Origin of the sequence: Tsuneonella flava, assembly GCF_002870965.1 — a bacterium.
GTDB lineage: Bacteria > Pseudomonadota > Alphaproteobacteria > Sphingomonadales > Sphingomonadaceae > Tsuneonella > Tsuneonella flava.
Map to the genome: position 1 here is coordinate 470316 of NZ_PHSO01000005.1, position 19037 is coordinate 489352.

Here is a 19037-nt window from a genome sequence, read left to right on the forward strand (position 1 = left end):
TCGCGCAGCCGTTTTCCCGGCGCAGCGGGCGTTCGTGTCGCCCTCCCGCGCCGGGAACTACCGCCGGGTGCGGTTGATGGTCAGGCCGATTACAGCGTCCAGTCCAGCCCCAGCTTTGCGACGATATTGGTGCTGTCCAATCCGCTCAGCGTTTCGCCGTTGGGAAACCACAGATCGATTCCGCCGCTGACGCGCAGGCTGCTGGCGGTATGCGGCAATGGTGTGCCGGACAGGGTGACGCCGGTGCGGAAGAACCCGAACGCAGGCGTGCTGCCGTCAGCTGCATGATAATACGTGTCGGAAAACCCGGCCGCGAGCGGAATGGCGAGATGGAGCGGATTGTCCCCGCCACCCACGTTCATGCCCACAGTGATCCGGGGTTCGATATAGAGCGCATCGGCCAGGCCGGGTTTCCCCGTTTCCTGCACCATCCGCACCCGTGGGGAGAGCGAAAATCCGTTGGGCAGTCCCGTGCGTTCCCATAACGCGGTATCGTCGTAGCTGACGATCAGTTCGAGATCGTTGTAGCCTTTGAACGAATCTGCCGGAGACAGATAGCGATAATAGGCCCCCGATACCGTCCACCTGTGGTCCAGTTCGACAGAGGCGCCGGCATACAGATCGGTTTCGTACCAGCCGGGTATGGCGCCATCGTTGGCCTGACCCACGCCGGGTTCCCCGAACTGAATACTGTTCCACGTACCCACGAATACGCTGGCGTCCGTAATTGCCCCGCCTTCGAGTTCGGGCAATGCCACCTGAACTGTCACGTATGGCTGCACACTCGGCTGATCCGAAAAGGATACGCCGCGGGAAATATACTGTGTCACGAAAGACGTGCCCATGTTGACCGATATACGATCGGGATGCGATGCGGCGGCCTGATTTTTCAGTCTAAGTGGGGCGTCGGCCGATTGTGCCGATTCGTTTTGCTGAACATCCTGGCAATATGCTGGATTTGCAATAATTAAAGATATGGCTATGGATAAAAGTGTGCGTTTCATTCGTGTTCGTTATTCATTTGTGATGCCATTATCAATATTTGTGAGAAATTCAGTTCTTTAATAAATTAATTAATAATCTTCAGGGGAATACATATCTTTAAAGTGAAAGTGCATGTAAATATTCTATTGTTTGATCTTGGCGGCGGGGCAGGCCGAAGGGGCGCACGATGAGCGATCCGGTCTTGCCGCAGGCGGCGCCCGACGGGAAAACGGCGCGGATGAAGATCAACCCGCCGGTGTTCTATGTCTCCGCCGTACTGATCCTTGCCTTTGCAATTGTCGGGGCACTGGTGCCCGAACGGGCCAGCCGGGTGTTCGATGCGACACAGGCGCTTATCGTGATGGATTTCGGCTGGCTCTATATTGCCGCCGTCGCCGGGTTCCTGATGTTCGCCCTGTTCCTGATGTTCAGCCGATATGGCGATGTGAAGCTGGGGCCGGACGATAGCGAGCCCGAATACAGCTACCCGTCATGGTTCGCGATGCTGTTCAGCGCGGGGATGGGGATCGGGCTGATCTTCTTCGGCGTGGCCGAACCGATTCAGCATTATACCATGCCGCCGACGGGCGATGGGCAGACCATCCAGTCCGCGCGGGAGGCGATGGTCCTCACGTTCTTCCACTGGGGGCTGCATGCCTGGGCGATCTATATCGTCGTCGGGCTGGCGCTGGCCTATTTCGCATTCCGTCGGGGGCTGCCGCTGACCATTCGTTCTGCGCTCTATCCCCTGATCGGGGAACGGATTTACGGGCCGATCGGCCATGCAGTCGATATCTTCGCCGTTCTGGGCACGATGTTCGGCGTGGCCACTTCACTGGGGCTGGGTGTGCTGCAGGTGAATGCGGGCTTCCACTATCTGTTCGGGATTCCCACCAATACGACGGTTCAGCTCGTGCTGATCGCGGTGATTACCGGGATGGCGACCGTGTCGGTGGTGATGGGCCTCGACAAAGGTGTGAAGCGTCTGTCGGAACTGAATATCATTCTGGCGGGGCTGCTGCTGCTGTTCGTGTTGCTGGCAGGCTCCACGGTATTTCTGTTGCAGACGTTCGTGCAGAATGTCGGCCAGTATCTGAGCGAAGTCGTCAAGCTGACGTTCCGCATGTATGCTTATGAACCGAACCCCTGGCTGGGCAACTGGACGCTGTTCTACTGGGGTTGGTGGATCGCGTGGTCGCCGTTTGTCGGCATGTTCATCGCCCGTATTTCGCGCGGGCGCACGATCCGCGAATTTGTCGGCGGTGTGTTGCTGGTGCCCACGCTGTTCACCTTCCTGTGGATGACCGTGTTCGGCAACACCGCGATCGCGCTGGATTTCAGCGGGGTGGCACCGATTGCTGCAACGGTGGCCGATAATATGCCGGTCGCACTGTTCGAAACACTGGCGCAACTGCCGCTGTCCACAGTGGTATCGGGCATTGCCACCATACTAATTATCACGTTCTTCGTGACGTCGGCGGACTCGGGCGCGCTGGTGATCGACATGATCACATCGGGCGCGGCGGATAACCCGCCGGTGTGGCAGCGGGTGTTCTGGGCGGTGTGCGCGGGCGGCGTGGCGGCGGTGCTGCTGGTGGCGGGCGGTCTGCGCGCGTTGCAGACAGCGGCGATTGCCAGTGCGTTGCCGTTTGTAGTGGTGATGGTGTTCATCTGTTACGGGCTGCTTCGCGCGCTGCAGATGGAAGGCAAGGACGCCGCGATGGATCTTTCGACGGTGGAGCCGGAAGAGGATGGCACCGCGATAAGCTGGCAGCAGCGCCTGTCCAGCATCACCCATTTCCACGCGCGGCCCGAACTGGAAAGCTTCCTCTCCGGCCCGGCGCTGTCTGCATTGCAGGCTGTTGCCGATCAGATGGAGGAAAGCGGGCTTGGGGCAGAATTGCACTCGGACCCCGATCACGTGGATCTGCGTATCTCGCACGGGGATCGGGGCGAATTCCGCTATACTGTGCGTGCGCGGCGGTATCGTTCGCCCAGCTTTGCCTGGGCCGAAACGAAAAAGGTCAGCGACGAAGATCGCCAGCACTATCGTGCGATGGCGCAATCGTCGGAGGGCGAACATGCCCACGATGTGACCGGCTTTACGGAAGATCAGCTGATCCACGATCTGCTCAACCGTTATGCCCGGTTCCGGCACGCGCGCCGCATGGCTTAGCGCCGACGCCGGTGTGCGGCGGCGATGCCGCCACCGGACGGACCCCGGCGACCACCTGGCGATACGAAAAGGCCCGCAGCGAGATTGCTCGCTGCGGGCCTTTTGCTCTTATGCGATCGAGGCGTCAGAACTTCATTTGAGCCATCATCGTGAACGAGCGGCCACGCGGATCGGCAACGCGGGGTTCCCACGAACTGCCGGCGCCGGTGTTGCTGTCATACGTGATGGCGAACGGCGGGTCGGTGTTGAACACGTTCTTCACACCGGCGGTGATGCGGAAGCGTTCATCGACATCGACCGAAACCGATGCGTTGTAGACGATGTAGGCCTTCACCCGCTCGTTATAATCGGGGCGGGTCACCGAACCGTTGGCGATGCCGGGCAGCGCCTGATTCTCATACCCGTCGCGATAGATCTGCGAGAAGTTCAGCGAGACGTTGTCCTTGGTATAGTTGATCCACGCATTGTGTTTCCACTTCAGACCAAGGTCGCCGGAGAATGTGAACACCCCGATCAGGCTATCGCCATAGGGTGCCGAAGGAAGGAATTTTTCCTTCTTCTTGAGCAGGTAAGTCCCATCCATGCCAACGGACAGCACGCCGCCGCCGACATCCGCACCGCCGCGCAGCGACACTTCCAGCCCTTCGGTCCGGCGCGAACCGATGTTGTCGGCGCGCAGATCGACCTGTGTGATGATCCCGTCGGTCCGGGTCACACGTTCGGGGAAGTAGGCGATATTGTCGAGCAGCTGCTGCAGCGTCAGCGCGCCGATGGTGTCGTCCACTGCGATCGACCAGTAATCGACCGATGCACTGAAATGGCGCGACGGTGTCAGCACGACGCCGAACGAATACTGCTTCGACGTTTCCGGGCCGAGGTTGAGGTTGCCCCCGGTCAGCGTGTCAGGTGTGATCGCTTCGCAGCCCGGATCCGAACTGACCGCACCGCCGGGACAGGTGGTCGGATCGACCAGCGTGTTGCCCGGATTGGGGCTTTCGGTCACGCCGTTGAAGATCTGGTTGAAGTTCGGCACGCGGAAGCCAGTGTTGTACGATCCGCGGAACATCAGCCAGTCGGTCGGGGTGAACTTGGCGGTGAACTTCGGATTGAAGGTCGTGCCGAAGCCGCTGTAATCGTCGAGGCGGCCTGCGGCGGTCACTTCGAGCATGTCGAACACCGGGATCAGCAGTTCGCCATACACAGCCTTCACCGTGCGGTGCGCTTCCTTCAGTGCGTTGACGTTGTCGAACGCGACGTTGAAGATTTCCGGCTGATCCAGCTCCGCTTCGGGCGATCCGTTGAAGCTGTAGGCTTCGCGGCGATAGTCGACGCCTGCCGCCAGCTTGACCGCACCAGCGGGCAGCTGGAACAGCGAGCCGGAGACCGACGCATCGAACTGCCACACGTCGTACTTGCCGCCGTAAAGGACAGTACCGTCCGCCGACACGGCCTTGAGTGCGGCGAGTGCCTCGGGCGTCTGGTAGATCGAGAACGGGTTGATGATCCCGCTGTTCAGCAGACCGATGATACCTGGAGCGGTGGCACCCGGCGCAGTGGGTGCGCGCGGATCGGGGTCCCCGCGCACGGCACCCGGCACGCCCGACGATGTGGCCCGGTCATTCGACGAGAATATGCCGCGATACGAATAGCCCGAACCGAGCACGGAGCTGGCTTCGCTCTGCGCGTAAGAGCCGCCCGCACGGTAATCCCAGTCACCGCCGATCGGCCCTTCGATGAAGGCGCCTGCGCGGAACGTCTTGGTATTGGTCTTGTATTCACGCGGCCCGCAGACCGTGCAGCGCCAGCGATAGGCAATCGGCTTGCCATAGTTCTGGGCAATGTCCGGGAATACGTCGACCAGCTGATTGTAAATCGCGTTGTAGGTATCTTCCGTCAGCGGATTGAGCGGATAATACAGCGGCGTCGTGCTGGTGTTGCCGGCATACTGGTTGCTGGAAAACTGCTTCGACGAATCCGCGTCGGACCCGGTCACTTCGAACGACAACTGGTGCTGCCCCAGCGCAACCGTGGCGCGGCCGTAATACGTCAGCGTTTCGAGCGGTTGCTGCAGGATCGCAGCGCGGCCGGTATCCCATGCACAGGCGTAATAGGCGGAATCGTTGGCCCACAACTCGTGGTCGTAAGCCATGCCGCCATCGAACGAACCGCAGCCTGCGCCGCCCGGCAGATCGAGCACGTTGATGCCGCCGGTGGCGTTGATGGTGGTGCCCGGAATCGTCAGGTCCGCGCCGCTGAGCAAGCTGCCATCAGGCGCGAAGACCCCGTTGATGCCGTTGGCCATAATCGTCGCAATCGGGGTGCCGCGGGTATCGACCGACAGGCCGCGATTGGGCTGATTGCCGTTCACGAAATCGCGATCCGAACCGCGCAGGATTCCGCTCCAGCTCTTGCTGACGGAAGCCATGATGTTGAAGCCCTGTTCGGCCAGATTGCCATAGCCGACTGTGCCCGACAGGCGATAGATCGGGCTGTCGCCTTCCTGCGTGATATCGGTGAAGCCCGTTACATCGACCCCTTCGAAATCGGTCCGGGTGATGAAGTTGATAACCCCGCCGACAGCGTCGGTGCCGTAGAGCGCCGATGCGCCATCCTTCAGCACTTCGACCCGTTCCAGCGCCGCGAACGGAATCTGGTTCACGTCGACTGCGGAGCCGGTCAGGCCGTGCGCGGCCACGCGGCGGCCATTGAGCAGGACCAGAGTGGACGATGCGCCCTGACCGCGCAGGTTGGCAGCGGACAGGCCGTTGGTGCCGCGCTGGGCACCGCTGGTCACGTCGCTGTTCGATGCCAGGTTATCCGCGCCGTTGCCGTTGGTCGAAAGGAAAGAGATCAGCTGTTCCGGGCTGTTGATCCCTTCGCGCGTCAGGTCTTTGGTGGTGATGACCTGCAGTGGCAGCGAACTCTTGGTCGGATCCTGTTTGATGCGCGACCCGGTCACGATGATGGCGTTCTGGCCCGGCGATGTCACCTGATCGGCGGGTGCGCTGGTGACCGAAGTACCCTCGTCAGCGGTCTGGTCCTGCGCTGCTGCCGCAGTCGGCATCGCGGTCAGCGCGCCCATCGCGCAGCCGACAGTCAGAACGGTCTTTATGGAAACGGCTCGCATTCGAGAAACCCCCCTGTTGGATTGTGTTACCCCTCGCTTGCATTTAAGGGGCGTTTATGAGGCAAAGCACCATAATTTCCTTTTTGGCTGCTATAACCTAACGGAATTGTCCAGCGGGGGAGGCTTGCCTCGCGCACATTTCGTTACCGATATGCGGCAATTCGGTTACAGGGGAATGGCCGCGATGGGGATGTGTGCGTGACAGCAATTGCAGGTGCCGCAGAGGTGGGGGAAACAGCGAAAGTGCCAGGCCGTTTGCTTGGCCTCTACCTGCTTCTGGGCTTTTCCGCCGGGTTGCCGTTTTACATGTTCAATGCCGTGTTGACACTGCGGCTGGCGAAACACGGGGTCGATATTGCGATCATCGGGTTTTTCGCATGGGTCGCACTGTTGCCGACGTTCAAATTCCTGTGGGCGCCTCTGCTGGAAAAATGGGATGCGCCGGGCTTTTCCCGATTCTGGGGCAAGCGGCGCGGCTGGATCATGCTGGCGCAACTGGGCATTTTCACCGCGATGATCGGTATGGCCGCGACCAGCGACGATACCAGCTTGCCGCTGACTGCGCTGTTCGCCGTGACGCTGGCGTTCTGGACCACGACGCTGGAAATCGCCGCCGACGGCTGGCGCATCGAACTGGCTCCGTCGCAATCGGAACAGGGGCCGGTGGTGGCCGCGAACCTGTGGGGATATCGCAGCGCGATGGTCGCAGCGGGCAGTGGGGCCGCTCTGATCGCTGCGCGGGCCGACTGGACATGGGCCTATCTGGCGATTGCCGCTGCTGCCTTCGCGCCGTTTCCGATCCTTGCCGCGATGCGCGGGGAAGCGGATGCGCGCGGCGGGCGCTGGGCATCGCTGGCCAGTGGGGTCGCTGCCAGCGGAATTATCGCTACGCTGGTGACAGTGGCCACTGCAGCCATCGGTTGGGTCGCATTACGCAGCGTGGCCGCGGCGGGGGTCGATTCCGACAGCAATATCACGCCGTTCGTGCTGGTGGTTTGCATGTTGCCGTTCATCGCGCTGGCCTTCGCGCTGCCGCGTATCCGCAAGATGGGGGCCGATGCGCCCTGGCGCCGGTCCCCCGTCGCTGGCCCGTATGTCGATATCTTCTGGCGCTATGGATATGCCACGCTGGCGGTGCTGGCATTTGTGTCGCTGTACCGGGTGGGCGATGTGCTGGCGCTGACACTGTCGCACCCGTTGTGGAACGAGCGCGGTTATTCGCTCGATCAGATCGGGATTGCCGATGGCGCGGTGGCTTTGCCCGCCAGTATGCTGGGCGTGGCGATCGGCGGATGGATCGCGGCGAAGTGGCGATTGGGTCCGGCCCTTGCGGCCGGTGCGGTGGTCGCGGCATTGGGCAACTGGGTCTATGTCTGGCTGTGGTGGACCCCGCCCGCGGGATGGGTGCTCTATGCCTCGGTCGCGCTCGATCAGTTCGGCAACGGTCTGGCGGGCACGGTGTTCGTGGTTTACCTCTCGATGCTGGTGAACCCGCGTTATCCGGCGGCGCAATATGCGTTTCTGTCGGGCTTTGCTTTCCTGCTGGCCCGCTTGCTGGCGGGGGCATCGGGCACGATGCAGAAGGCGGTGGGATACGACGGGTTCTTCCTGTTTGCCGGGTTCGTGACCGTGGTGGCTGTGGTGTTGATCCCGTTCGTCACGCGTGTCGCCGCGCGCGAACCGGATGAAGAGGTCATCACCCCGGAAAGCGTGTTCGGCGCATGATCGAGCGGATTGCAGAACGCGCCTTCGCCCCCGCTGCACAGGCAGTGGCGGATGGGCATATCCCCGGCGCAACGCTGGGTATTGTTACCGCCGATGGGGAGCGGGCTGTGCTGATCGCCGGTTGCGCCGCGACAGAGCCGGAGCGGCAGACGCTGACGCGCGATCACTGGTTCGATCTGGCATCGGTTTCCAAAGTGATCGCCACCACTACGATGATCCTGCGGCTGGCAGACGAAGGGCGGATCGATCTCGACCGCCCGCTGACCGACGCGATCCCCGACTTGCGGCAATACGATCCGTCCGGCGCGGCAGAGCGTAAGCTGACTTTTCGCGATTGTCTGGCTCACCGCACGCATTTGCCTGCGGTGGAGCCGATTTACACGTATGGCGACGATCCGGCGCGGTTGCGGGCATTCGTGTTGCAGCGCGAATGGCGGGCAGGGCCGCCGGTCTATTCGGATATCAACTTCATCCTGCTGGGCATCGCTATCGAACGGATAACGGACGCTTCGCTGGCCGACTGGGTGCTGGGCGATGGGCTGGCATTCGGCCCGCCGCCCGGCCCGGCGGTAGCGACAGAGCGGTGCATGTGGCGGGGCCGGGTCTTGCAGGGCGAAGTGCACGATGAAAACGCCTTCGCTCTGGGCGGGGCAACGGGCCATGCCGGTTTGTTCGGCACAGTCGATGGCGTGCTCGATTTCGCGCGCGGCCTGCTCGATGGCAGCGGAGGCAGTGCGGCGATGCTGGCGGCGATGCGCGAACGTTGCAACGGCGACCGGACCTGCGGCTGGGAACGGCGCTTTGCCGGGTGGCCGGGGGGCGATGCCTGTTCGGATGACACCATCGGCCACACCGGCTTTACCGGCACTGGCCTGTGGGTCGATTTCGAACGCGGGCTAGGCTGGACGCTGCTGACCAACCGTGTCCACCCTACGCGCCACGGCGCGATGGAAATTTTCAGCCTGCGCCCTGCCACTGGCGACGCGCTGATCGCTGCCTTCGACAGTGGCGGCGAGAGCTGAGGCGGCGTTATTTCGCCTGCGCGGCGATCCATTGATCCATATAGCGGTTGAGCATGGCCAGCGGCATCGGTCCGCCGTCGATCAGTGCGGTGACCCGCGCCTCGCGCCGGAATTCGGGCAATTCCTCGTTTTCCTGCGTCCGCGAGATCTGGAAATGATGGCCCGGCACCCCTTCGTGGATGACCGATACGGGCAACTGGTATAGCGGCGATTTGGTCGCGTCGCGGTGCGACATCATGATGCTGCCGGTACGCCTTTTCCAGCGATCCGCGCAGATAGATGTTTGCGGTCCCTTCCTGTGCGGGGGTTTTGAACAGCGGGCCCCAGGTCAATCGGGGCAGTTTGCCGAACCAGCGCGGAGTGCATCGTTGAATTCGGCGATAGTGCCGGTGAAGCCGGTCGATCGCGCGATCGCCTCCATCTCGCTCTTGATGCGCGCGACTTCGCTTTTCCCGATGGCGTGGATCTGTTCCGGGGTGAGATCGGTCGTGGTGAACTTGCGGATCAGATAGGGATAGAATTCTTCCCCTCCGGGCAGGTCGCGCGCGGCCAGCGTGGAACGGGCGGCAGGCTGGCGAAGGGTTTGAGCAGCGCGTCCTCTGCCACCGGCGTATCCACCGCCGCCTGCAACGGGCGCAGCATTTCGTCCACGATCAGACCTGGCTGCGTGAACCCGTCTTTCAGCCCGCGCCGCATGTTGGCGATGTGCGCGGCATAAAAATCGGGGACACTGGCCAGCCGCGCCAGCCAGTTATTGGCATCGGCCCGATTGCGGATCGTGGTGGGATGGCGACATTGCCGGGGATGCGGAAGAAGCCCTGACCGTTGGAAAACGGCATTCGGCTCTGATCGAAGCGGAACGCTGCCAGATCGCTTTCCAGCATATAACGCAACATTGCGCGATCGAACTGTCGTTCGGGTTGGTCGGTCGGCGGCAAGTTGTCGAACTGTGTCAGCAACGTTTGCAGGCGGCGCTACTTTTTTCCCTGTGCTGCGGGGGAAATGTCCGGCCACTTAGGTGAGATGCCGGGCTCGCTGCGATCCTGTGCGTGCGTATAGTCGTGGGCGATGGAATCAAGAGACGGTTCCGCAACGGTGCAGCGCAGAGCAGGGGGGCCACAAGGCAGATTGCGAAAGCGGCGCTTCAGAGGCGATTGAAAGCTGCCGATCTCATTGCTTTGTAGTCCCCTTTTCTATGCTCGACATGTCGGCTGGTGTTGCACCGCGGTAGAAGCGGTCGAGCGCATCGCGCAGCGCAGGCATTTCACCGGTTTCGGTGTAAATCATGTGACCCGATCCGAAATACTCGAAACGGATATTGCGTTGCAGTTCGCGATCGATCTGCATGTGCGCGATATCGTACTCGGCCTTAAAAAATGGCGTTGCGAGATCGTAATATCCGTTGAGAATCAGGACTTTCAGTTGCCGGTTCTGGCGCATCGTCCGCGCGAGATCCTCTGCGGTATTGGCCAGAGCCATTCGATTGCCCGAAGGGGACACATGGCTGCGGTCCCAGCGCCCTTTCAGCAGGGAATATATGTTGGGCCGGTATTCGACATCCGACCGGAAGCCCAGCCGATCGGTGAGATAGTGGTTGATCCCTGCGCCGAACGGACCGGCGTTGAAGCTGCCGGCGGCGTCATAGTCGGGCACGTCGCCCAGATTGCTGGCATCCTGCCCGATCACCCGGCTGTCGAGGCGGCCGACAGTGAGGCCGCGATCCTTCAGCAGCAGTTTGCGAAATGTGCCCTGCTCAATCCGCAGGTTGGCATCCAGCACATCGCGTTCGCTTATTCCTGTGAATGCACTGTATTCCCGCGCAATTCTCCGCCGCTCGGCATCGGTGGCCAAATGTCCCTTGGCCAGTATAGCGGCATATGGCCCGCGCGCCCATGCGCGAACCTGAGTGAGCCATGGTTCGAGCGATGGAGGGCGTTTTGCCAGCCGATTATGATACCAAGCAGTTGCCGCAAAGCTGGGGAGCCACTGAATATAGCTTTCGTCGAAGCCAGGTTGGTATATCCCGTGGTTGAGGTTCACGCCCAGCAACACCACGCCACTCAGCCTGACGCCCCCGCCGCCCAGCCCTGCCAGTTTATACGCGAGGCCGCTCGCCCGCGTTGTGCCATAGCTTTCCCCGAACAGGTATGTTGGGCTGTTCCAGCGATTATGGACTGTCAGATAGCGGCGGATGGCCCGCGCAAATGCATCGATATCGCTATCGACACTCCAGAAGTCGGCATCTTTGGCTTTGCCCAGCGGGCGGGAATATCCGGCACCGACCATGTCGAGAAACACCATGTCGGTGCGATCGATCAGTGAATAGGGATTGCTGGCAATCCGATAGGGCGGCGACAACGGGCTGGGTCCGCGCGGGAAAGCGATCCGCACCGGTGCGACAGAGCCCAGATGCAGAAACATGCTGGCAGACCCCGGTCCGCCGTTGAACAGGAAAGTCAGCGGTCGTTCCGGGTCACCCGGTTTGCGGTCGGCCACATATGCCGCATAAAAAATGCTGGCGATCGGATCGCCATAGTCATCGCGAATAGTCAGAGTGCCGGCATTTGCAGTGTACGCAACGGTGCGCCCGCCAATGGTTATTGTTCCGCGAGACGCAGTGCGGGTTTCCGATCCGCCCATTACAGGCTGAACGGAGCCCTCTCCTTGTTTCGGGCTATCGCTGTGGGCCGCTGCGTAAGAGAGAGAGGGGGGGCAGAAAGCTGCAGCGATCAGCGCGCATCCCATGCCCCATTTCATTCCCTTACGGATTGCTGTCGGCACCACTATGTCGCTCTCCTTGTTCAGGCGGCGCCGATATGGCGCAGATATGCTGCACTTATCGCGGCGGTAACCGCCCCTGTCTGCCCATCGCCGATAGTCCGCCCGTCGATAACGCTGACCGGTGTGATGCCGCCCAAAGTGCCGGTCAGGAAAGCTTCGTCGGCTGAGTAGGTTTCGGCAAGGGTAAAATCCTTTTGCCGAACCACGCCCATGCCATCTTCGTACAGGGCGATGGTTTTGGCGCGGGTAATACCGTTGAAACAACATGCGCCGGTTGAGGTCCACAATTCCTGCCCGCGCACGATGAAGAAGTTGGTGGAGTTGCAGCTTGCCACAAAGCCGCGCTGATCCAGCATCAGGGCTTCGTCGCAATTGGCGTTGATCGCCTGAATCAGCGCCTGAATGAAATTGAGCCTGCTGTGAGAGTTGAGCCGCAGGTCGAATACATCGGGGGTGCTGCAGCGGATCGTCGACGTCAGCAGCCGCAGCCCAGCTTTCTCGGCTAGCGGGCGGCACGCCTTGTATTCGGCGACCGCCACGATCGTTGGCGGGCCCACAGTGAACCGCGGATCCTGATTCGGGGTCCATTTTCTGCCTCGCGTAATCATCAGCCGGATATGCACCCCGTCGTGCATGTCGTTTTCCGCCAATGTGTCGCGGAGGATCTGTTCCACCCCTTTCCGATCAAGGCCAATGTCGAGCTGAATCGCCCGCGCTCCTTCGAACAGGCGATCGAGGTGTGCATCCAGCTCCACCAGATTGCCGCGTACCAGGCGCAGCCCTTCCCAAACCCCATCGCCCAGCACGAAACCGGCATCGAAAATCGACACTGTTGCTGACGAGCGGGGGTGGAACTGTCCGTTGACGTAAACGCACACGTCTTCGTTGCGCGGGTCGCCAACATATCCCTGCGCGCTGGCGATATCGGTCGGAAAAGGATTTTCCGAATTGGCAGAGCCCGTCATCGCTCCAGACCCGTAGTGGTGAACATCATCGATACGTCTATGTAATCAATGGTTGATTGTCAACAATTGATATGTTATTGTACTTATAGTCAAATTTTTTGCTGCGGGGGGGCAAGTATGACGCAATTTTCCAATAACGGCGGTGTCTGTAAAATGGCGCGACTGGTCGCTACGATGCTGTTTGCTGCGCTGTTTCCAAGCGCGCTGGCACTGGCGCAAACCGAGCCGGGGGAGGACGGGGGGATTTCTGTCCAGGTTGCTCCGCAGCATTCGGACATGGTGGTTCGCAACGCCATGCTGATCGACGGATCCGGGGCTCCGCTGCGGGGGAAAGTGGACATAGATGTTCGCGGCGGGATCATCACCGAAATCCGCGATTCTATCCCGATCCTTTCCAGCACCGGACTGGCTCTGCCGCACACAACGATCCCCGTCATGCCGCTGTCGTATAACTACGAAGACGAACGGCAGCGCTTCCGCATTCGTGAATATGTGCGCCAAGGCGGGCATGTCTCGGTCGGTTTGGACTCAGGCGGACCGTTCCAGCTTTACGGATTCCAGACGGTTCGCGAGCTGGAACTGTTGCTGGAAGCCGGGCTGACCCCGCTGGCAGGGTACAAGCAGAGCGACCCAGAATGGCGCGCGGGTTTTGCAGCAGCCCCGGATGGATGTGCTGCGGCCCGGATTCGTTGCCGACATGGTGATCCTCGATGACAATCCGCTGGAGGATTTTAAAGTGCTGATCGGGCGGGGACCGGTCGATAAGGCGACCGGCCAGCCGCAACGCCGCAGCCGAATCCGTGCGGTTATCGTGGACGGGCGGATTCGCAACTACGATCACCCCCTCCTTCGCCGGTTCGCCCACGATGGCAGGCGCCTGCCCTTGAACACCGCAACGACAAAAGGCTTGCTAGCAAAGAGCATTTCCACACAATGATCGAATGTCGACAATATTGACGGGTTAAGGGTTCTCACGTTTGACGTAATCAGGGGGTAAGCATGGCAATTCTCGATTGGATCGCCGACTATCGACGTTCCCGCATAGGATTGGGGGTGGGGGCATCACTGATTGCGCTGACCGCTGCCGCGCCTTCGTTTGCACAAGAGGGAGCAAACGATGAACCAATCGTCGTCACCGGAACCCGGCTCCAGCGCGCCGACCTGACTGCGACCAGTCCGGTCAGCGTTGTTTCCGAAGATCAGATCAGGCTTTCAGGTAACGGCACGATCGAACAAACGCTCAACGAACTGCCGCAGCTCAAGGCGCAGGGTGGGGCGACGGCGGGTAATACCAATGCCACGGGCATATACACTGCGGACATGCGCGGGCTTGGCCCGTCGCGAACGCTGGTGCTGGTCAATGGCCGACGGTTTGTGCCGGTCAATCCCGATCTCCTCGTCGATCTATCGACAATTCCCGAAGCTTTGGTGAAGCGTGTCGAAGTGGTAACCGGCGGGGCATCGGCGGTCTATGGCTCCGATGCAGTTGCCGGTGTCGTGAACTTCATCCTCGACGACAAGTTTGAAGGGATCGAAGCCGATTACAGCTTCGCCGTGACCGAGCGGGGCGATGGGCAGCGGCACAAAGCGAGCGTGACGCTCGGCGGCAATTTCGCCGACAATCGCGGAAACGTCGTCGCCAGCCTTGCTTACCATCGCCAGTCTGCCATTTCCGCAGGCGACCGAGAATTTTCGCGAACCGCGCTGGTCGAATCCGGCGATGAACTGGTGCCCGGCGGGGGCACTCAGATTCCGGGCAGTTATCTCGGCATGTCATCCGCGCAGCGCGAACGTCTGGTCGGCGTCGATCTGGCCGGGGCCAATTGTTCGGTGACCGGGGTGCATTTCGATTCAACCGGAGCGGCGCAACCGTTCTGCAACCCCGAAGACCTTTATAACTTCGGCAGTGATAACCTGCTGATGCGCCCGCAGGAACGCTACCAGTTGACAGTGATCGGACATTACGATCTGACGGATTCGATCACGGCTTATGCCGAAGGGTATTTCGTCGATAACCTTAATAGTTTTCAGATTGCGCCTGTGGCGTTTCGCGCGCAGAATGGCCGTTCCGGGCAACTGGAAATTCCGGGGGCGGCAACCAATCCGGTGTTTTCTGTCGCCACGCGAGAATTCCTGACCGCTAATGCATGGCTGTTCGATCCCGACGGCGATGGCACCTATACATTGACCAACGTTCTGACCCGGCCAATCGAACTTGGCCCGCGTTCCTTCGATTTTCGCCGCAAATCCTATCAGGGCACGCTGGGCTTGAAGGGTAATTTTGTCATCGGGCAGCGGGACTGGGCATGGGATGCCTATTACTCCCACCAATCGGTCAGCCAATTTCGGGCGGCATATGGCACGGTTTCCAGCGACAGACTTGCTCTGGGGCTGGACGTCGTGATCGACCCCGACACGGGCGAAGCTGTGTGCCGGACCCAGACGATGGGTTGTGTTCCCGTAAATATTTTCGGTGTCGGCTCGGTTTCGCCAGAAGCGGCAGCGTTTATCAGTCCGGCGGCGACTGCTGCAACCGAAGTGACCCGCGATCTTGCCGCGGCCACCATCAGCGGGAGCTTGTTCGACTTGCCCGCCGGTCCAGTCGCGGTCGCGTTCGGGATCGAATATCGCAAGGAAAGCTTCACCTTCAAACCCGATGCTCAGGTGGCGGCGGGTCAGCTTTCCGCCAATGTGCCCAATCCGCCCAACAGCGGCGATGTCGATGTGTTCGAACAGTATGGGGAAATCCGCATCCCCTTGCTGGCGGATCGCCCTTTCTTTCACGACCTGTCGCTGGAAGGGGCGGTCCGCTTCTCTCATTATTCGTCGATCGGCTCTACATTTGCGTATAAGCTGGGCGGGCAATGGGCGGTAACCCCCTGGCTCCGTTTGCGCGGCGCCTACCAGCAATCGGTGCGAGCGCCGAGCCTGGCGGACCTGTTCGAAAATGCCGGTTCAGGTTCTTCGTCGGGCAGCGATCCGTGCGATTACAGGCGCGCACCGTCGGCGGCGGCGAAGGCGTTCTGTGTCGCGCAGGGTATTCCCGCTGCCGATATCGGCACATTTGTGCAGGTCGGCACGAATATGAACGTGATGGACGGCGGTAACCCCAATCTCCAGGAAGAGAATTCCGATACATACACGGTCGGCATCGTCCTGACGCCGCCGTTTGCCCGGCGGCTGAACATCACTGCAGATTTTTACGATATCGCGGTCGATAATGCGATTTCGAACGTTTCGGCACAGGCGACGATCGATCAGTGTTTTCAGGCTCTCGACCCCAGTAATCCATTCTGCCAGCGAATTTCGCGTTTCCCCAATGGCGATATTGCGACGATTCAGACCACGCTGATGAACGTCGCCAGCCGCAAAGTGCGCGGGATCGATTTTCAAATCGATTATCGTCTGCCGCTGCAAGGCGGACTGTCGCTGTTTGGCGATACCGGCAGCCTTGTGCTCTGGTTTGCCGGCAATCGCCAGTTCGACGATACGACCGTTCCCCTGCCGGGTAGCGAGCCGATTGCCTGTTCCGGCCGGTTCGGTCCGGGCTGCACCGGGGTGCGTTCGTGGATTTCGCAGGCGTTCAAGGCCCAGGTTTCCGCAACATATTCCAGCGGCCCGTTGAGCGTTACGGCGCGTGGGCGCTATCTCAGCCCGATAACTCTGCGCGAAGGGCAGACCGCCTATCGCGACCAGTTCCCGGCAGAGAGTTATTTCGATCTCGCGTTGCGTGTGGAACTGACCGATAGCCTCTCGCTTTACGGTGGTGTGAACAACCTCTTTGACAACGCCCCTCCGCTGCTGGGAACGCGCATGGGCGGTCCGGTCAATACCGCGGAGGCGACTTACGATGTGCTGGGTCGCAGGTATTTCGCCGGGATCAACGTCAAATTTTGACCGTTCCCCGGCCTTACCCCGACGTGCCGCATCTGCTGCAAGCCGGGGTAAGGCTGCCGCTCGAAGGTCGGCTTACGCAAACTTCAGGCGGTTTGATTGCGATCTTTCAGAAAACGTTCGGTCGTTTCACTGCCAAGGCGCATGTGGGTTTCGATTTCTATCTCCATCGCGGGAAGGTCGTCGCCCAATGCCGCGTCGAGAAAACTGTCATGGCTATCCCGCCGCGGGCCGTGGCGGCCATGTGCCATATGGTGCGATGCCCAATACAACTGTAGTTTGCCTTTCAGCCCGTTCCACACTTCCAGCAGAATCTGATGATTGGCCGTCTCATATACTAGCGAATGCAAATGCAACTCGCGGCGAATACACTCCAGTTCATCGCCCAGATCGATCGCTTCGACCAGAGCGGCCTGCCGTGCTTTCAGTTCGTTCGCGAATTCCGCATCGCGGCGATCCCATGCGAGGCGGAACGCGAACGTTTCCAGTGTCGTTCGCAGCGAGTAGATTTCGCGTACTGCCTGTTCGGACAGTTCCACGACGTGGGTGCCGGTAAAAGGGATCTGAACCAGCAATCCTTCGTCGATAAGCTGCCTGATCGCTTCGCGCAGAGGGCCACGACTGACACCGAACTGACTGGCCAGAGCAGTTTCGATCAATGCCGAACCGGGCGCAATTTCTCCGGCAAAAATACTCCGGCGCAATTCGTCCGCGATACGGGCACCGAACGTCTGCTTTTGCAGTTTAGGGACGGTCGGCATTTTCACGACTGATCTTCCATTACTTACCTCTTTTCAGACTAGCCTATCCGAATTTGACAGGCAATCGGGCGGAGGGCCGGCCATTGATGCCGGTCCGGGAACCGTAGGCGAAAAGCGCCTCTGCTGGCTATAAATTCGATTATCAACAATATAGCTTTTGGTTAGTTTCCCCTCCGACACGAACGGTCTGAATGCCGTGGGCGAGCCAGCAATTTGTGCACGATGTCGGCATTCAGTCGGAAGGCGGGGGCAGTCGATGGCAAATGCGGGTTACGGACCAAGTGGTCAGGACACGTCTCGCAGTGCCTTGCAGCGGTATTGGTTCGACATACCGTTGTGGAAACGGATCGTGCCTGCCTTCGTCGCCGGGGTGGCCGCGGGCCTGATCTGGGGCGAAGATGCGGTTCGCCTGCAATTGCTGGGCGATATATTCGTGCGGCTGGCGCGGATGCTGGTTGCGCCGCTGATCTTCTTCACCATCACTGCTGGGGTGATCGGCGTGGGCGATCCCAAACGGTTGGGGTCGCTGGGGGTGCGCGCGTTATCGCTGTTTGCCGCCAGTGCCCTGGTCGCTGCGACGCTGGGCATGGCAATCGGCCTGATGCTGCAACCGGGTGACGGGGTAAGTCTCGTCGGTGCCAGGCCGCAGACCATCGCGGCAGGGCGGACATTGTCCGAACAGTTGCTGTCGATCATCCCGGTCAATCCGGTACAGGCGCTGGCCGACGGGGATATGCTGGCGATCATCTTCTTCGCGATCTTCTTCGCAGTCGGCATTCTGACGCTGGGCGAGCGGGGGCAGCCGCTGGCCAATGTGATCGGGCTGGCATCCGAAGCGATGATGCGGCTGGTGGTATTTGTGATGGAAGTGGCGCCCATCGGGATGTTCGGCCTGATGGCGGCGGCCGTCGGGGCGCACGGGCTGGGTGTGTTCGTCAACATTTCTCTGCTGGCGCTGGGCACTTTGCTGGGCTGCGTTTTGCAGTTGCTGATCGTGCACGTCGGGCTGATCGCGCTGCTGGCGCGGCTATCCCCGTTGCCATACCTGCGCGGCGCGATCGACGCGCTGGTGATTGCCTTCTCGACTTCGTCCAGTTCGGCCAGCTTACCGGTCGAACTGGCCATTGCAGAGGAAAAATTCGGCATCCACAAAAGCATTGCCTCCACTGTCCTGCCGGTTGGGGTAGGCATTGCCCGTGATGGCACGGCGATGTTCGTTGCGCTGCTGTCGATGTTCGCGATTCAGGCGCTGGGCATTGCGCCGTCGCTTGGCGATCTGATGCTGGTGGTCGCGGTATCGACGTTGCTGGCGCTGGGTGCGCCTCCGGTCCCCTCCGCCGCGATGTTCATGATGGCGGCGGTGCTGATCGTTGTTGGGGTGAGCGATGTCGAATCCGCGCTGATCGTCGGGTTCATCCTGCCGTTCGACCGCTTGCTGGATATGATGCGAACGACGGTCAACGTGTCGAGCAATATGGTCAATGTCACGGTGATGGCCGCGCGGCTGGGCGAGATGGAGCGGAATGTCTATGCCGCCGGAGGGCAAGCGCCCGTCGATTCATCGCCGGGCGAACATGACTTGCGCCTGTAAAGCGGAGTTGA

At 60.7% G+C, this 19037-nt stretch carries 14 protein-coding genes and 1 pseudogene; 7 read left to right on the forward strand and 8 right to left on the reverse strand.

Annotated elements, in window-relative coordinates; genetic code table 11:
• Window positions 1–89: 89 nt before the first annotated feature.
• Window positions 90–782: a hypothetical protein gene (locus CV013_RS09265; RefSeq protein ID WP_198591845.1), complete on the reverse strand. Its 693-nt coding sequence runs from the start codon at window positions 780–782 to the stop codon at window positions 90–92.
• 389 nt (window positions 783–1171) lie between these two features.
• On the opposite strand from CV013_RS09265, the gene CV013_RS09270 reads away from it, so the two are divergent.
• Window positions 1172–3160, forward strand: a complete 1989-nt coding sequence (locus tag CV013_RS09270) for a BCCT family transporter (protein ID WP_190276465.1) — start codon at window positions 1172–1174, stop codon at window positions 3158–3160.
• Window positions 3161–3284: 124 nt separating this feature from the next.
• Here CV013_RS09270 and CV013_RS09275 read toward each other — a convergent pair whose 3' ends face one another.
• Window positions 3285–6287, reverse strand: a complete 3003-nt coding sequence (locus CV013_RS09275) for a TonB-dependent receptor domain-containing protein (protein ID WP_102154960.1) — start codon at window positions 6285–6287, stop codon at window positions 3285–3287.
• Window positions 6288–6485: 198 nt separating this feature from the next.
• Here CV013_RS09275 and CV013_RS09280 point away from each other — a divergent pair, with 198 nt between their 5' ends.
• Together CV013_RS09280 and CV013_RS09285 are read left to right on the forward strand one after the other, a co-directional pair.
• Entirely contained in the window at window positions 6486–8012 is a 1527-nt protein-coding gene (locus tag CV013_RS09280; RefSeq protein WP_223805189.1) for an MFS transporter, read from the forward strand.
• On the forward strand, window positions 8009–9034 hold the full coding sequence (locus tag CV013_RS09285; protein WP_102154961.1) for a serine hydrolase domain-containing protein: 1026 nt from the start codon (window positions 8009–8011) through the stop codon (window positions 9032–9034). The genes CV013_RS09280 and CV013_RS09285 overlap by 4 nt, the downstream gene beginning before the upstream one ends.
• Before the next feature lie 7 nt (window positions 9035–9041).
• Here CV013_RS09285 and CV013_RS09290 read toward each other — a convergent pair whose 3' ends face one another.
• The 5 genes and pseudogenes from CV013_RS09290 to CV013_RS09310 form a co-directional block, all read right to left on the reverse strand.
• Window positions 9042–9311: a DUF885 family protein gene (locus tag CV013_RS09290; protein ID WP_223805248.1), complete on the reverse strand. Its 270-nt coding sequence runs from the start codon at window positions 9309–9311 to the stop codon at window positions 9042–9044.
• A gap of 51 nt (window positions 9312–9362) precedes the next feature.
• Window positions 9363–9811, reverse strand: a pseudogene (locus tag CV013_RS16015) (DUF885 family protein).
• Window positions 9715–9993, reverse strand: coding sequence for a hypothetical protein (locus CV013_RS09300; protein ID WP_102154964.1), 279 nt, complete (start codon window positions 9991–9993; stop codon window positions 9715–9717). The pseudogene CV013_RS16015 and the gene CV013_RS09300 overlap by 97 nt, the downstream one beginning before the upstream one ends.
• A 211-nt stretch (window positions 9994–10204) precedes the next feature.
• Window positions 10205–11818 (reverse strand): S10 family peptidase, encoded by a 1614-nt coding sequence (locus CV013_RS09305; protein ID WP_123639900.1) that lies wholly within the window; start codon window positions 11816–11818, stop codon window positions 10205–10207.
• Window positions 11819–11835: 17 nt separating this feature from the next.
• On the reverse strand, window positions 11836–12780 hold the full coding sequence (locus CV013_RS09310; RefSeq protein ID WP_102154966.1) for an aminotransferase class IV: 945 nt from the start codon (window positions 12778–12780) through the stop codon (window positions 11836–11838).
• 117 nt (window positions 12781–12897) lie between these two features.
• On the opposite strand from CV013_RS09310, the gene CV013_RS09315 reads away from it, so the two are divergent.
• The 3 genes from CV013_RS09315 (at window position 12898) to CV013_RS09325 (ending at window position 16677) form a co-directional block, all read left to right on the forward strand.
• Entirely contained in the window at window positions 12898–13494 is a 597-nt protein-coding gene (locus CV013_RS09315) for a hypothetical protein (protein ID WP_102154967.1), read from the forward strand.
• The gene (locus tag CV013_RS09320) at window positions 13478–13717 is read left to right on the forward strand and encodes a hypothetical protein (protein WP_123639901.1); all 240 of its coding nucleotides are present in this window, start codon (window positions 13478–13480) and stop codon (window positions 13715–13717) included. Before CV013_RS09315 ends, CV013_RS09320 begins: the two co-directional genes overlap by 17 nt.
• Before the next feature lie 62 nt (window positions 13718–13779).
• Window positions 13780–16677 (forward strand): TonB-dependent receptor domain-containing protein, encoded by a 2898-nt coding sequence (locus CV013_RS09325; RefSeq protein ID WP_102154969.1) that lies wholly within the window; start codon window positions 13780–13782, stop codon window positions 16675–16677.
• A gap of 83 nt (window positions 16678–16760) precedes the next feature.
• Here the strand turns inward: CV013_RS09325 and CV013_RS09330 are convergent, their stop codons facing one another.
• Window positions 16761–17435, reverse strand: coding sequence for a GntR family transcriptional regulator (locus CV013_RS09330; protein WP_102154970.1), 675 nt, complete (start codon window positions 17433–17435; stop codon window positions 16761–16763).
• Window positions 17436–17691: 256 nt separating this feature from the next.
• Between CV013_RS09330 and CV013_RS09335 the strand changes: the two genes are divergently transcribed.
• Window positions 17692–19026 carry a dicarboxylate/amino acid:cation symporter gene (locus tag CV013_RS09335; RefSeq protein ID WP_102154971.1) on the forward strand — a complete coding sequence of 445 codons (1335 nt, stop codon included), beginning with the start codon at window positions 17692–17694 and terminating at the stop codon, window positions 19024–19026.
• Window positions 19027–19037 lie beyond the last annotated feature (11 nt).

Bases quoted from the DNA above. Each gene is read 5' to 3' on its own strand.
- CV013_RS09285 (WP_102154961.1), top strand. From the start codon at position 8,009: ATGATCGAGCGGATTGCAGAACGCGCCTTCGCCCCCGCTGCACAGGCA.
- CV013_RS09335 (WP_102154971.1), top strand. From the start codon at position 17,692: ATGGCAAATGCGGGTTACGGACCAAGTGGTCAGGACACGTCTCGCAGT.
- CV013_RS09310 (WP_102154966.1), bottom strand. From the start codon at position 12,780: ATGACGGGCTCTGCCAATTCGGAAAATCCTTTTCCGACCGATATCGCC.
- CV013_RS09325 (WP_102154969.1), top strand. From the start codon at position 13,780: ATGGCAATTCTCGATTGGATCGCCGACTATCGACGTTCCCGCATAGGA.
- CV013_RS09315 (WP_102154967.1), top strand. From the start codon at position 12,898: ATGACGCAATTTTCCAATAACGGCGGTGTCTGTAAAATGGCGCGACTG.
- CV013_RS09275 (WP_102154960.1), bottom strand. From the start codon at position 6,287: ATGCGAGCCGTTTCCATAAAGACCGTTCTGACTGTCGGCTGCGCGATG.
- CV013_RS09330 (WP_102154970.1), bottom strand. From the start codon at position 17,435: ATGCCGACCGTCCCTAAACTGCAAAAGCAGACGTTCGGTGCCCGTATC.
- CV013_RS09320 (WP_123639901.1), top strand. From the start codon at position 13,478: ATGGTGATCCTCGATGACAATCCGCTGGAGGATTTTAAAGTGCTGATC.
- CV013_RS09270 (WP_190276465.1), top strand. From the start codon at position 1,172: ATGAGCGATCCGGTCTTGCCGCAGGCGGCGCCCGACGGGAAAACGGCG.